General features: G+C 78.3%; 12 protein-coding genes. 4 read left to right on the top strand and 8 right to left on the bottom strand.

Going from position 1 to position 14,064, the window contains the following annotated elements; genetic code table 11:
* Together HLB09_RS05620 and HLB09_RS19810 are read left to right on the top strand one after the other, a co-directional pair.
* A partial coding sequence (locus HLB09_RS05620) for a sensor histidine kinase (RefSeq protein WP_246234388.1) occupies positions 1-954 on the top strand: 954 nt, incomplete at its 5' end.
* Positions 951-1,625, top strand: coding sequence for a response regulator (locus tag HLB09_RS19810; RefSeq protein ID WP_171202424.1), 675 nt, complete (start codon positions 951-953; stop codon positions 1,623-1,625). The genes HLB09_RS05620 and HLB09_RS19810, both read left to right, overlap by 4 nt.
* On the opposite strand, the gene HLB09_RS19805 is transcribed toward HLB09_RS19810, so the two are convergent.
* From HLB09_RS19805 to HLB09_RS05600, 3 genes are all read right to left on the bottom strand, one after another.
* A complete protein-coding gene (locus HLB09_RS19805; protein WP_171202423.1) occupies positions 1,607-4,027 on the bottom strand; it encodes a putative bifunctional diguanylate cyclase/phosphodiesterase in 2,421 nt (806 codons plus the stop codon). The two genes, HLB09_RS19810 and HLB09_RS19805, sit on opposite strands and share 19 nt — an antisense overlap.
* 96 nt (positions 4,028-4,123) lie before the next feature.
* A complete protein-coding gene (locus HLB09_RS05605; protein ID WP_171202422.1) occupies positions 4,124-6,553 on the bottom strand; it encodes a putative bifunctional diguanylate cyclase/phosphodiesterase in 2,430 nt (809 codons plus the stop codon).
* Positions 6,554-6,630: 77 nt separating this feature from the next.
* The gene (locus HLB09_RS05600; protein WP_171202421.1) at positions 6,631-7,473 is read right to left on the bottom strand and encodes a PhzF family phenazine biosynthesis protein; all 843 of its coding nucleotides are present in this window, start codon (positions 7,471-7,473) and stop codon (positions 6,631-6,633) included.
* 226 nt (positions 7,474-7,699) lie between these two features.
* Here HLB09_RS05600 and HLB09_RS05595 point away from each other — a divergent pair, with 226 nt between their 5' ends.
* Positions 7,700-7,948 carry a hypothetical protein gene (locus HLB09_RS05595; protein WP_171202420.1) on the top strand — a complete coding sequence of 83 codons (249 nt, stop codon included), beginning with the start codon at positions 7,700-7,702 and terminating at the stop codon, positions 7,946-7,948.
* A gap of 53 nt (positions 7,949-8,001) precedes the next feature.
* On the opposite strand, the gene HLB09_RS05590 is transcribed toward HLB09_RS05595, so the two are convergent.
* From HLB09_RS05590 to HLB09_RS05575, 4 genes are all read right to left on the bottom strand, one after another.
* Positions 8,002-8,751 carry an ABC transporter permease gene (locus tag HLB09_RS05590; protein ID WP_171202426.1) on the bottom strand — a complete coding sequence of 250 codons (750 nt, stop codon included), beginning with the start codon at positions 8,749-8,751 and terminating at the stop codon, positions 8,002-8,004.
* A 128-nt stretch (positions 8,752-8,879) separates the two neighbouring features.
* Complete coding sequence (locus tag HLB09_RS05585; protein WP_171202425.1) at positions 8,880-9,875, bottom strand: ABC transporter ATP-binding protein; 996 nt, start codon at positions 9,873-9,875, stop codon at positions 8,880-8,882.
* 99 nt (positions 9,876-9,974) lie between these two features.
* Positions 9,975-10,688, bottom strand: a complete 714-nt coding sequence (locus HLB09_RS05580; RefSeq protein ID WP_171202419.1) for a class I SAM-dependent methyltransferase — start codon at positions 10,686-10,688, stop codon at positions 9,975-9,977.
* Positions 10,685-11,737 (bottom strand): NAD(P)/FAD-dependent oxidoreductase, encoded by a 1,053-nt coding sequence (locus HLB09_RS05575; RefSeq protein ID WP_212770598.1) that lies wholly within the window; start codon positions 11,735-11,737, stop codon positions 10,685-10,687. Before HLB09_RS05575 ends, HLB09_RS05580 begins: the two co-directional genes overlap by 4 nt.
* A 106-nt stretch (positions 11,738-11,843) precedes the next feature.
* Between HLB09_RS05575 and HLB09_RS05570 the strand changes: the two genes are divergently transcribed.
* Positions 11,844-12,440 (top strand): helix-turn-helix domain-containing protein, encoded by a 597-nt coding sequence (locus HLB09_RS05570; protein WP_171202417.1) that lies wholly within the window; start codon positions 11,844-11,846, stop codon positions 12,438-12,440.
* Positions 12,441-12,510: 70 nt separating this feature from the next.
* Here HLB09_RS05570 and HLB09_RS05565 read toward each other — a convergent pair whose 3' ends face one another.
* Positions 12,511-13,896: an MFS transporter gene (locus HLB09_RS05565; protein WP_171202416.1), complete on the bottom strand. Its 1,386-nt coding sequence runs from the start codon at positions 13,894-13,896 to the stop codon at positions 12,511-12,513.
* Positions 13,897-14,064: the final 168 nt, after the last annotated feature.

The following is a 14,064-nucleotide window of genomic DNA, read 5'->3' as shown; positions in this document are numbered from 1 at the left end:
CCGATCTCGGCGCTCGCCGCCGCGGGCGAGGCGCCCGCCACCCCCGCCGCCGCGACGACGACGGTGCCGGCGGGCGACGACCTCCTCCTCGCCCTCAGCGGGCCCCCGCTGCGCGGCGAGGACGCCCGGGTCGTCACGGCCGTCGCCGTCCAGGTCGGCACCGTCGTCGAGCGGGACCGCCTGCGCGAGAGCGCGCGCCAGACCCGGCGCGAGCGGGAGCTGACGAAGGTGCGCACGGCCCTGCTCGCCGCCGTCTCCCACGACCTGCGCACGCCGCTCGCCGGGGTCAAGGCGGGGGTCAGCGCCCTGCGCCTGGAGGACGTCGAGCTCGGCCCCGAGGACCAGGCGGCGCTGCTCGCCGACGTCGAGGCCTCCGCCGACCGGCTGCAGCAGCTCGTCGACGACCTGCTCGACATGAGCCGCCTCGACGCCGGCGCGCTGGCGCTGCGGCGCCGGCCGACGGCGCTCGACGAGCTCGTGCCCCGCGCCGCCTCCGGCCTGCCCGCGGAGCGGATCCGGCTCGACGTGCCCGAGGACCTGCCGCTGCTCGACGTCGACGCGGGCCTGCTGGTGCGCGCCCTCGGCAACGTGCTCGAGAACGCCGTCCGGCACGCGCCATCGTCCACGCCGGTCGTCGTCACCGCCGGCCGGGCGGGCGGGCACCTCGTCGTCCGCGTCGTCGACCGCGGCCCCGGCGTGCCGGAGGACCAGGTCGACGCCGTCTTCACCGCCTTCCACCGCCTCGACGACAGCCGCAGCGAGGAGGGCAGCGGGCTCGGGCTCGCCGTCGCCCGCGGGTTCGTCGAGGCCCACGACGGCACCCTCGAGGCCGAGGGCACGCCCGGCGGCGGCCTCACCGTCGTGCTCCGGCTGCCCCTGACCGGGGCCGCGCCGGCCGCCACCGGCGCTGCGACGGTCGACGAGGCCCGGGCGCCCGCGGGGAGCGCCCCGTGACGCGCGCGCTCGTCGTCGAGGACGACCGCGCCCTCGCGCGCGCCCTCGCCATCACCCTGCGGGCGTCGGGGTACGAGGTCGTGACAGCGGCGACGGGCGCGGAGGGCGTGGCCGCGGCGGCCTCCGCGCACCCGGACGTCGTCGTCCTCGACCTCGGCCTGCCGGACATGGACGGCCTCGACGTCCTCGCCGCCGTGCGGGGCTGGTCGGCCGTGCCCGTGCTCGTGCTCACGGCGCGCTCGACGGGCGACGACGCGGTGGAGGCCCTCGACGCCGGCGCCGACGACGTCGTCACCAAGCCGTTCGGGATGGACGTGCTGCTCGCCCGGCTGCGCGCCGCCGTCCGGCGCGGCCCGTCGGAGGTCGCCGAGCCGGTGGTGCGCACGGCCTCCTTCGACGTCGACCTCGCGCGCAGGCTGGTCCTGCGCGACGGGGCCCCCGTGCGCCTGACGCCCACGGAGTGGCACCTGCTCGAGCTGCTGGCCCGCGCGCCGGGCCGCGTCGTCCCCCAGCAGCTGCTGCTCGCCGAGCTCCGCGGCCCGCACCTGCGCGGCGACGGGCACTACCTGCGGGTCTACGTCGCGCAGCTGCGCCGCAAGCTCGAGCCGGACCCGAGCCGGCCGCGGCACCTGCTCACCGAGCCCGGCGTGGGCTACCGGCTCGAGGTCTGAGCCGCGCCCCCGCGCGGACGCGGCACCGGGTGGGCGTCCGAGGGCCCGGCGTCCACGGGCCGGGCGTCCACGGGCCCGGCCCCCGAGGGCTGCGCGTCCAGCCAGCGCTCGAGGTCCGCCAGGGCCAGCGGGCGGCTGTGCAGGTAGCCCTGCGTCTCGTCGACCCCCAGGTCGCGCAGCGCCGCGAGGGTGCGCCCGTCCTCCACGCCCTCGGCGACCAGGCGCAGGCCGAGCCGGTGCGCCAGGTCCACCGTCGCGCGCACGACGGCGGCGGCGCGGTCGTCCTCCAGCAGGCGAGCGGTGAAGGAGCGGTCGAGCTTGACCTCGGTGGCCGGCAGGTCCGTGAGGTAGGTCATCGAGGCGTACCCGGTGCCGTAGTCGTCGATGCTGAGGCCGAGCCCCCGCTCGACGAGGCAGCGGGCGGTCCGCACCGCCTCCCCGGCGTCGGCCATGAGCGTGGTCTCCGTGACCTCGAGCACGAGGTCGGCCGGCTCGAGGCCGCTCGCGCCGAGCACCTCGTCGACGAGCGGCAGCAGGCCGGGGTGCACGAGGCAGGTCGTCGAGAGGTTGACCGAGACCCGCAGGCGCCTCCCGGCGTCGCGCCAGCGCACGGCGTCGGCCACGGCCCGCCGCAGGACCCGCGTCGTCACCTCCTCCATGAGGCCGTGGTCCTCGACGAGGCCGAGGAAGGCGTCGGGGGGCACGAGCCCCCGCCGCGGGTGGTGCCAGCGCACGAGGGCCTCGACGCCGACGACCTCGCCGCCGGCGGCCACCTGCGGCTGGTAGTGGACGACGAGGTCGCCGGCACCGCCGTGCTCGGCCGACCCGCCGAGGGCCACCCGGAGGTCGTCGAGAAGGGCCTGCCGCGCGCGGAGCTCGGCGTCCACCGCGCCGTCGTAGACGCCCAGCACACCGTCGCCCCCGCGCTCCGCGGCCCGCCGAGCCGCCTCGGCGCGGCGGAGCAGCTCCCCGGGGGCCGGCCGCAGCCCGTCCGCCCCCGGCGAGGCCGCGACGCCCGCGACGAGCACCGGGCGCACGGGGCGGTCCTCCACGACGAGGGGCCCCGCCGTCCGGTCCAGGGCGGCGCGCGCGGCGGCGGCGCCCTCGGCCGGGCCGGCACCCGGCAGGAGGGCTGCGAACTCGCCGCCGCCGAGGTGCGCGAGGTGGGCGCCCGGGGGGAGGTCGTCGTCGAGCAGGGCGCCCAGGTGGCGCAGCAGCGCGTCGCCCGTCGCCCGCCCGTACCGCTCGTCGACGTCGCCGACGCCGTCGGCGTCGAGCAGCACCAGCGCCACGGGGCGCTCGGCGTCGAGGAGCTCGTCGAGCTGGTGCTGCAGCGACCGGAGGTTGCCGAGGCCGGTGAGGTCGTCCGTCATCGCCAGGCGGTGGCTGCCCGCCAGCGCGACCACCTCGCGGATGACGAGGAGCAGCTTCACGCCCACGAGCGCGACGGCGCCGAGGGCGAGGAGCGCCGCCGGGCCCGGCAGCGGGTGCCGCTGGTCGGCCACGAGCAGGGCGACGCCGGCGGACAGCCCGACGACGGGGGTGACGACGACGGCGAAGCTCTCGGAGCGCCACGACGAGGCGGGCCCGGCGGGGCTCGTCGCGGCGGCGGCCACGAGGAGCAGCGCCGACAGCCGGCCCAGGTCGACGGCGGGCCCGACGACGCCACCGGCGAGGAGGCCCGCCACCTGGAGGGCGCCCGCGGTGTCGCTGGCGAGCAGGACCGCGAAGGCCGCGCTGACGAGCGGCAGCCGGCGGTCCGCGCGCCACCCCGACAGCGACCAGATGACGAGGGCGAAGGCGGCGAGCAGGAGGTCCAGCAGCGGGCGGGCCGAGAGGAGCAGCGCGCCGACGGCCCCCAGGCCGAGCTCGCGGGCGGCCTCGGGGACGACGAAGGCCGTGCTCAGCGCCGCGAGGAGCACCGCGGTCACGGCGCCGTCCAGCCAGGCGCTCGGCAGGACCCTGGCCACCCGCTCGCGCAGCAGCAGCACGAGGCCCAGGTAGAGCACCGGGTAGGCGACGAGGCCGACGGCGAAGGCCCAGGGGTGCCCGCGCAGGCCGTGGAGCCAGATGGTCTGGCTGCGCACGGGGTCGTAGTCGGGCACGAGCCACAGGAGGCAGAGCTGGCCGCCGACGAGCACGGCTGCGCCCGCACCGAGCAGCAGCCAGGGCGCGCGCCCGGCGGTGCGCCGCGCGGCGCCGACGAGGACGAGCACGACGCCCGCGACCGCCAGCACCGAGTACAGGGCCGCCGCGGCGGTGCCGCCCCCGGGGACGGCGCCGAGGACGGCTACCGCGACGAGCCCGGCGGCGGCCCCTCCGACGCCCGCACGGCGGCGGCGCGGACGCGCCTCCGCGCGGGGCTCGACCGGCGCGGTCGTCGCTCTCGGCGTCGGGCTCACACCGCACCGTCGGACGCGGGGGGTGGTCGCCTTAAGGAGCGGCAGGCGACCACCCCCGTCCGGAGGTGCGCCCGGACCCGCTCGGCGGGCACGACCTCAGCGCGTGACGACGCCGGCGCCCGTCCGGGGAGCGGGGGAGCCCGACGTGCGGGCGGCCCGCTCGTCGAGCCAGCAGCCGAAGGCGGCGGCGTCGAGGGGGCGGCTGTGGAGGTAGCCCTGCGTCTCGTCGACGCCGAGGCCGTGCAGCGCCCGGAGCGTCGCGTCGTCCTCGACGCCCTCGGCGACGAGGCGCAGGCCGAGCCTGTCGGCGAGGTCCACGGTCGTGCGCACGATCGCGGCGGTCCGCTCCCGCCGGCCGAGGCGGGCGGTGAAGGCGCGGTCGAGCTTGAGCTCGGTGGCCGGCAGGTCGTCGAGGTAGCCCATGGACGCGTAGCCGGTGCCGTAGTCGTCGATGCTCAGCCCGACGCCCCGCTCGGCGAGGCGGCGGGCCGTCGGCAGGGCCCGCTCCGGGTCCTTCATGAGCATGGTCTCGGTGATCTCGAGGACGAGGTCGGACGCCGCGAGCGGGGTGCGCGCCAGCACCTCCTCGACGAGGGGCATGAGCCCGGGGTCGACGAGGACGCTCGTCGAGACGTTGACGGAGACCCGCAGCCGGTGGCCCCGCCGCGCCCACCCGGCCGCGTCCGCGGCCGCGCGGCGCAGGACCCTCGCCGTGAGCGCGCCCATGAGGCCGCGCTCCTCGGCGAGGTCGAGGAAGGCGGCCGGCGCGAGCAGGCCCCGGTCGGGGTGGCGCCAGCGCACGAGCGCCTCGGCGCCCACGACGACGCCGGACGCGGCGACCTGCGGCTGGTAGTGCACCTCGAGCTCCCCGGCGCCCGGCGCGCCGGCGAGCACCACGCGCAGGCCCTCGAGGGTCTCCCGGCGCTCGCGGCGCTCGGCGTCGGCGGCCTGGTCGTAGACGCCCCAGCCGCCGGGGACGTCGTGGCCGGCTCCGTCGTGCCCGGGGGCGTGCTCGCGGCCCGCGCGCTTGGCGACGAACATCGCGGCGTCCGCGCGGCGCAGCAGCTCCTCGGCCTCGACGGGGTCCCCGCCGGCGTCGGGCGTCGTCGCCACGCCGACGCTGGCGCCGACGACCGCGGGCGCCGGCCCGGTCCCGCCTCCGGGTCCCGACACACCGGGCCCCGTCCCACCGGGCCCCGCCCCGGCGACCGTCACCCCGCCGACGGCGGTGACGACGTCCTCCGCGACGGTGCGGGCCGCGTCGACGTCGGCGCCCGGCAGCAGGACGGCGAACTCGTCGCCGCCGAGGCGCGCCACGACGGCCCGGCGGGGCACGACGTCGCGCAGCGCGCGGGCCGTGCGGCGCAGGAGCTCGTCACCCGCCGCGTGGCCGTGGCGGTCGTTGACCTCCTTGAAGCGGTCGAGGTCGACGAGCAGCACCCCCGCGGGGCGGGCGTCCCGAGCCGCGGCGGCCAGCGCCCGGTCGAAGGCGCGGCGGTTCGCGAGGCCCGTGAGGTCGTCGGTGAGCGCCTGCTGGCGGCTGCCCGCCAGGAGGACCACCTCGCGGATGACGACGAGGAGCTTCGCCCCCACGAGCAGGAGCGTCGCGAGGACCAGGGCCACGGCCGTCGGCGGCAGCGGCCGCACCTGGTCGAGCACCAGGAGGGCGACGCACAGCACGAGGACGAGCACCGGGGTGACGACGGCGCCGAGGGTGTCGACGCGGGCGCCCGTGGGCCGGGTGGCCGGTGTCGCCGCGGCGGCGGCCGCGACACCGAGGGCGGTCAGCCGGCCGACGTCGACGCCCGCCCCGACGACGGGCCCGCCCACGACGCCCGCCACGTGGAGCGCCCCCGCGGTGTCGCTGGCGGCCAGGACGGCGAAGGCGACGGCGAGCATCGGCAGCCGCCGGTCGGTGGCCCAGCCCGACAGGCCCCAGGTCGAGACGGCGAAGGCGAGCACGAGGAGGTCCAGCAGCGGGCGCGCCGACAGCAGCAGCGCGCCGAGCGGGTCGAGCCCCAGCGCGCGGCCCGCGGCCGGGACGACGAAGGCCCAGCTCGCGGCCGCGAGCAGGGACGCGGCGACGAGCACGTCGAGCCAGGAGCTGGGCAGCACGCGCTCGACGCGCTGGCGCAGCAGCACGAGCTGACCGGCGAGGAGCACCGGGTAGGCCACGAGGCCGACGGCGAAGGCGCCGGGCCTCTGCTGCAGGCCGCTCAGCCACACCTCGGGGCTGCGCTCGGGGGCGTAGTCGTCGACGAGCCACATCAGCGAGAGCTGGCCCGAGACGAGGATCGCCGACCCCACGGCCAGGAGGACCCAGGGCGCCCGGCCCGCAGGCTGGCGCCGCGGCGAGGCTCCCAGCACGAGGAGGCCGAGGACCGCGAGGACGGAGTAGGCGACGGAGCCGGCCAGGCCCCACCCCGCCGCGGCGAGCACGGCCAGCAGCACGAGGGGCGACACGACCACGACCGCGCGCACGACGCGCCGGGCGGTCCGCGCGGGGACCGGGCTGGCGGAGGGCACGGGACCTCCTCGGCACGTCCGGCCCCGACCTTGAGCCCTCGGCGCGGACGACCTCCGCGAGTCCCCGGACGGGCCCCTCAGACGAGCGCGCGCCCGCTGACGCCCACGACCGTGCCGCCGCCGACCCACACGTCCTCGCCCACGCGCTGCACGTGCACCCGGCCGCGCCGCCCCAGGGCTGTGCCCTGCGACGCGGTGTAGGCCGCCGGCACCCGACCGGCCGCCTGCAGCCACTGGGCCAGCCCGGCGTTGAGGCTGCCCGTCACCGGGTCCTCCGCGGCGACGGACGCCATCGCGAAGGCGCGGACCTCGACGGTCGCCGGACCGCCGTCGGGGTGGGGGCCGACGAGGCCGACGTCGAGGCCGTCGAGGGCCGACCAGTCGGGCCGCACCGCGAGGACGGCGTCGGCGTCGTGCAGGAGCAGCGACACCCAGCCGGGGCCGTTGTCGGTCCAGGCGGCGTCGACGACGTCGTCCGCCGCCAGGCCGAGGCCGCGCCGGAGCCGGTCCAGCAGGTCCTCGTCCACCGGACCGCTGCGCACGAGCGGCGGGGCGGCGAAGGCCAGCCGCCCGGCGACGTCGGGATCGCGCCGCACCCGGACGAGGCCGGCGCCGCACTCCTGCACGACGTGCTCGTCGCGCGGCCGCCCTCCCGCCTCGAGCCAGGCGCGCGCGGAGCCGAGCGTCGGGTGGCCGGCGAACGGCAGCTCGCGCGCGGGGGTGAAGATCCGCAGCCGGTAGTCGGCGGACGGGTCCTCCGGCGGGAGGAGGAAGGTCGTCTCGGAGAGGTTGGTCCACCGCGCGAAGCGCTGCATCGCCGCGTCGTCGAGGCCGGCGGCGTCGTGGACGACTGCGACGGGGTTGCCGAGCCCGGGCGCGGGCTCGTCGGTGAAGACGTCGACCTGGGTGAAGGGGCGCACGCCCCCAGCCTGCCCTCCCCGGCCCCCTCCCGAGGGCGAGTCGTCGCCGGATCGCCCTCCCCGGCCCCCTCCCGAGGGCGAGTCGTCGCCGACATGCCCGGCTGGGTCCTCCCCGAGGAGGACGGGCAGAGCCGTACCGGGGGATGACGACGCCGGGCGGGCGCGCGCGGTCGGATGGGTCCTGCGCGGGCGAGGGGCCCGCGACGACGAGGACCGGGAGGACGCCGTGCGCGCACCAGCCCTGAGCCGGGCGACGGAGGCCCCGCCCGTCCGCGTGCACCTGCCGCCGGAGGGCCGGGGCCCCGCGATGGCCGCGTGCGTGCGGAGCATCCGGCTCGCCCTGGCGCGCGGCGGCGTCGTCGTCGACGTGCGCCCCGCGCGGGCGTGGCCGCCCGGGTCCCGCCTCGTGCTCGAGCACCTGCGCACCACGGCCGAGCGCCGGGGTCTGGCCTGGGAGGAGCGGCCGCTCACCTGAGCCCGCGACGTGCCGGCCCGGTCCCCGTCCTGGCCCCTGCCCGGGTCGAGGAGTCAGTCGAGCGCGCGACGCATGAAGCCCTTGAGCCCGGTCGCCGTGAAGAGCGCGAGGAAGCCGACGAGGGCCAGCGCGCACACCCAGGCGGGGATGTGCGGCGTCGACGGCAGCAGCGAGCCCCGCAGCCCCTCGGAGACGTAGGTGAGCGGGTTGAACGCCGTGACGACCTGGAACCAGCGCAGCACGTCGAGCGAGGCCCACGGGTACTGCGAGGCGCCGGTGAAGAGCAGCGGCGTCAGGACGAGCGCGAAGACGATGTTGATCTTGCTCGGCGGCACGAGCGTGCCGAGGGTGAGGCCGGCCGCCGCCCCCGTGAGCGACCCGAGGACGACGAAGAGGACCACCCAGCCGAGCGCCTCGGTGCGCCAGGGGATGTCTCCGAGGATCCAGACGCCGAGCGGGAACATCGCCGCCGAGGCGACGAGGGCCCGCAGCGACGAGAAGACGATCTTCTCGAGCGCGACGGCCGTGGTCAGCGTCGGCGCGAGCAGCCGGTCCTCGATCTCCTTGCTGAAGGAGAAGTCGATGACGAGCGGCAGCGCCGTGTTCTGCAGCGCGGTGAGGAACGCCGTCAGCGCGACGATGCCCGGGAAGAGCAGCGCGGCGTAGCCCTCCTGCAGGAAGCCCAGCGAGCCGAGCACCTGCCCGAAGACGAAGAGCAGGAAGACGGGCTGCAGCAGCACCTGCGCGAGGAAGGCGGGCAGCTCGCGCCACGTGACGAAGAGGTCGCGGCGCAGGATCGCCAGCGCCGGGGCGAGGTGGCCGACGCCGCGGCGGGCGCCGTCGGCGTCGCGCCCTCCCGAGGTCGCGCCGCCGTCCGTCGTACTGCCGTCCGTCGTGCTGCCGTCCGTCGTGCTGCCGTCCGTCGTGCTGGTCACCGCAGCTCCCTCCCGGTCAGGCTGATGAAGACGTCCTCGAGGTCGGGCCGGCCGAGCCGGACGTCGGTGACGACGGCGCCGGTGGACGCCACGGCCTCCGCGACGGGCGCGAGCAGGGCCGCGGGGTCGCCCGCCACGGTGGCCCGCACGCGCGCCGCCGGGCGCTCGGCGGGCATCTCGTCGGTCCCGCGGACGCCGTCGACCCGCTCGAGGGCCTGCCGCACCGCGCCCGCGACGTCGTCCACCCCCTCGGGGGGCGTGACGACGACCTCGACGGTGCCGCCGTCGCTGTGCCGCGCGACGAGCGCCGCCGGCGTGTCGAGGTCGAGCAGGCGCCCGTGGTCGACGATGCCGACGCGGTCGCACAGCTCCTGCGCCTCGTCCATGTCGTGCGTCGTCAGCAGGACGGTGGTCCCGCGCTCGCGGAGGTCGCGCACCCGCTCCCGCACGAAGAGCCGGGCCTGCGGGTCGAGGCCGGTGCTGGGCTCGTCGAGGAAGAGGACCTGCGGGTCGTGCATGAGCGCCCGGGCGATCATCAGCCGCTGCGCTTGGCCCCCGGACACCCTGTCCACCTTCGAGTCCGCGCGCTCCCCGAGCCCGAAGCGCTCGAGCAGGTCGTCCGCCCGCCGGACCCGCTCGCCCTTCCCGACGCCGTGGTAGGCCGCGTGGAAGAGGAGGTTCTGCCGGGCCGTCAGCGACTGGTCGAGGTTGGGCCGCTGCGGCACGACGGCGAGCCGCGCCCGCGCCGCGGGCGGGTCCGCGGCGACGTCGGCGCCCGCCACGACGGCCCGGCCGCTCGTGGCGCGCACGCGGGTGGTGAGGACGCCGACGGTCGTCGTCTTGCCCGCCCCGTTGGGGCCGAGGAGGCCGAAGACCTCGCCGCGGCGGACCGCGAAGCTCACGCCGTCGACGGCGTTGCTGTCGCGCTTCGGGTAGCGCTTGACGAGGTCGACGACCTCGACGGCCGGGGCGGTGGAGGTCACGCGCCCCATGGTGGCCGCGGGCACCGGCCGTCGCAGCCCGGCGACCGGGGACGCGGAGCGGTGCGGATCTCCCTCTCCCGCACGGCTGCGCGTCCCCGGTCGGCGGCGTCAGCCCCGGCGGCGCACCACGACGACGGTGTCGGTGACCTCGCCGACCTGCCCCTCGGGGCCGGTCGCCTCCCGCACCGGGGCGTCGACGCGCACGGCCTCGAACTCCTCCGGCGGCAGGGCCAGCCCGTCGTGCAGCTCCTGCGCCGTCGGGAAGTCGTGGCCGCCGTGCCAGCTCCACGACGGCGCCGAGCCGTGGTCGACGAGGACGAGGTGGCCCCCGGGCGCCAGGAGGCCGGCCGCCCGGCGCAGGACGGCGGCCCGGTCCCACGCCACCGGCGACTGGAGGAAGAAGGCGCTCACGAGGTCGAAGGGCCCCTCGGGCAGCGAGCGCTCGAGGTCGTGCTGCTCGGTGGTGACCTCGACGCCGGCCGCCGCGGCCGCCTCGCGGGTGCGGGCGAGCGCCGTCGGCGCGACGTCGACCGAGGTCACGGCCCAGCCGCGCGCGGCCAGCCACACCGAGTCCCCGCCCTCCCCGCAGCCGAGGTCGAGCGCGCGCCCCGGGGTGAGCGGCTCCGCCACCTCGACGAGCAGCGCGTTGGGCCGCCCGCTCCAGATGCGCCCGCGGGCGACGTAGAAGCCCTCCCACCGCTCCTCGACGCCGAGCGCGTCGTCCTCGAGGACGGCGCGGCCGGCGTCGGTCGTGCCCGCGGCGCGCTGCTGCCCGCCGTGCCCGTGCCCGTGCTCGTGCTGGTCGTGCTCCCGCGCGCTCACGCCGTCACCCTCTCCCGGCCGAGCCGGAGGGCGCCGCGGTGGGCGGCCACCGCGACGGCCGTGTCGTCGTCGACGAGGTCCTTGGTGATCATCGACCCCGCGGTCATGCCGGCGCTCGCGGCGGTGAGCACCGGCGCCATGGGCGCGGTGACGTTGCCCGCGACCCAGAGGCCCGGCACGGACGTGGCGCCCGTCGGGTCGGCCGGCACGTGCTCGCCGAGCACGAGCTCGCCCATGGCGAGCTCGGCGGTGGCCAGGCCCAGGTCGGCGAGGAGCCCGCCGCGGGCGACGGCCAGCGACATGGTCACGAGCGCGTCGACGGCGACGGCGCGCCCGTCCGCCAGGCGCACGCCGCGGATCGCGTCGTCCGCGACGTCGAGCGCCGCGACCTGGCCCTCGACGACCTCGACGCCCCGCGCGGCCAGCTTCTCCGCCTGCTCGGCGGACGGCGCCGCGCCGGTGTGCTGCAGGAGCACCACCCGCTCGCTCCACCCGCGCCACATCAGCGCCTGGTCGGGGCCGTGCGCGTTGACGGACAGGACGCCGACGACGCGGTCGGCGACCTCCCGGCCGTGGCAGAACGGGCAGTGCAGGAGGTCGCGGCCCCAGCGCTCCGCCAGCCCCGGGAGGTCGGGCAGCACGTCCTCCACACCCGTCGTCACGAGCAGCCGGCGGGCGAGGACGCTGCGCCCGTCCTCCAGGCCGACGCGGAAGCGCGGCGCGCCGGGGCCGCCGTCCTCGAGGCGCTCGGCCGTGGTGGCCGTGCCCCGGACCACCTGGCCTCCGTACGCCTCGACCTCCGCCCGGCCGAGGGCCACCAGCTCGCGCGGACCCGTGCCCTCGCGGCCCAGGTAGTTGTGCACGCCGTCGGCGGGGGCGTTGCGCGGCTCGCCGGCGTCGACGACGAGGGTGCTGCGCAGCGCCCGCGCCGTCGTCAGCGCCCCGGCGAGGCCGGCCGCGCCGCCGCCGACCACGACGACGTCGTACTGCTCGCGCAGCTCCTCGTGCTCCCCCACGGGCTGCCCGCCCACGTCCCTCGTCGCGCTCACAGGTCCTCCACACGTCCGTGCGGCCGTCTCTCGACCGCGTCTCGGAGAGCGTGCGCCCAGGCGTTCGGGGTGGCAAGCATCCTTGCCGGAACGGCAAGATGCGGGCGTGGCCGACGACGACCTCTCCCCCGTCCTCGACGCCGTGGGCCCGCGCCTGCGCGCGCTGCGCCAGCGCCGCGACCGCACGCTCGCGGACCTGGCCGCCGAGACCGGCATCTCGGTGAGCACGCTCTCCCGCCTGGAGGCCGGGCAGCGCCGGCCCACGCTCGAGCTGCTCCTGCCGCTCGCGCGCGCCCACCAGGTGGCGCTGGACGACCTCGTCGACGCCCCCGAGACGGGTGACCCCCGCGTCCGCTCCCGGCCCGTCGAGCGCGGCGGCATGACCGTCGTGCCCCTCACGCGCCGTCCCGGCGGCATCCAGGCGATGAAGCTGCTGCTGCCGGTCGGCTACGGCCGCGGGGCCGAGCAGCGCACGCACGAGGGCTACGAGTGGCTGTACGTCCTCGACGGCCGGCTGCGCCTGCGGCTCGGGCCGCACGACATGGTGCTCGGCCCCGGCGAGGCGGCCGAGTTCGACACCCGCACGCCGCACGCCATGGAGAACGCGGGCGACGACGTGTGCGAGGCGCTCGCGCTCATGGGGCCGCAGGGCGAGCGCGCGCACCTGCGCGCCCGGCCGGCGCGCGCGCGGGGCGACGGCTAGGCCAGGACGTCGCACCTGTTCGACGCCCGTGAGCGTGCACGGTCACGGGCGTCGAGCACGTCTTCTCGGGTCAGCCGTCACCCCGGGGTGCCTCGCCGGCCGTCGCGGGCGGCACGGGGTCGGCGCCCAGGCCCCCGGGCGCGGGCACCGCGGAGCCGTCCGCGGCCGGCGGGGCGCCGTCGAGCGGGTGCGCGAGCTCGTCGGCGCGCAGGCGGGCGAGCACGATCGCGGCGACGGCCAGCGCCGTCGGGGCCAGGCCGGCCACGAGGAAGACGGGGGTGAGGCCGACCGCCGCGCTCACCGGGCCGGCGAGCGCCATGGAGACCGGCATGAGCGCCAGCGACACGAAGAAGTCGAGGCTCGAGACGCGCCCCAGCAGGGACGGCGGGACGCGGCGCTGCAGCAGCGTGCCCCAGATGACGGTGGCCGCCTGGAACGTCGCGCCGACGAGGGCGGCGCCCACGACCATCACCCACACGCTCGTGGCGACGCCGAAGAGGGCCAGCGGGGCGCACCCGGCGCCCCACAGCATGATCATCACGCTGAGGTACCGGCGCGGCAGGCGCCGCGAGGCGACGACGAGCGAGGCCACCGCGCCCGCGACGCCGAAGGCCGCCAGCACGAGGGCGTGGTCCTGCGGCCCGCCGCCGGCGCGGTCGCGGATCGCGAAGGGCGTGAGCACCTCCAGCGGCCCGATGACGAGCAGCACCATGACGCAGGCGAAGAGCAGGGTGGACAGCAGCCACGGCGTGCGCCGCAGGTAGGAGAAGCCCTCGGCGACGTCGGCGAGCACCGCTGCCACGGCGGACCGGCCGGAGGCCGACGCCTCGGCGGCGAGGTCGCGGCGCAGCGGCGTGCTCGGCAGGCCGAGGAGGAAGCCGACCGCCCCCGCGGAGGCGACCGCCGCCGCCAGCAGGGCCGCCGACGGCGCGAGGGCGGCCACGAGGGCGCCCGCGAGCGCCGGCCCCCCGGCGTTGACGAGCAGCGGGCGCAGGAAGCCCTCGAGGCCGTTGGCCGGGAGCAGCTGCTCGGCCGGCAGCAGCGAGGGCAGGAGCGCCGAGTAGGCGGGGTAGTACAGGCCCTGGCCGACGCCGATGACGACGGAGGCGGCCACGAGGTGCGGCACCTCCACGACCCCCGCCAGCGCGAGCGCCGCGGCGGCGGCGGTGGCGGCGAGCTCGGCCGTGGCGACGGCGAGGAGGATGCGGCGCTGGGGCACGCGGTCCGCGAGGACGCCGCCGAGCAGCGCGGTGGCGAGCATGCCGACGGCGAAGCCGGCGCTCACCGCCGAGACGGCCGAGGCGCCGCCGCCCAGGGCGATGACCTGCCAGACGACGGCGAGGGTCCACAGCCCGCCGGCCGCCAGGGCGCACACGAGGGCTCCCGCCAGCCAGCGGTAGGCGGGCACCCCCAGCGGCGCCAGCGCGCGGGGAAGACCGCGCCCGACCGTCCTCACGTCGTCCCCGTCCTGCGCCCGAGCCTCGCGCGCGGGAGCAGTCGACCGTGGCGACGACCTCCGGGGCAAGCGGCTTCCCCGAGCGACCTCCCCGCGAGGCGGTCGCTCGGGCCGGCCGCCTGCGCCGCCGGCGCCTCAGCGCCGCCGCGGTCCGGGGACGGAGGGGCG

It is taken from the genome of Pseudokineococcus marinus, assembly GCF_013004605.1.
Classification (GTDB): domain Bacteria; phylum Actinomycetota; class Actinomycetes; order Actinomycetales; family Quadrisphaeraceae; genus Pseudokineococcus; species Pseudokineococcus marinus.
Note: the sequence above shows the minus strand (reverse complement) of the source record. Positions and strands in the feature narration are given on the sequence as shown.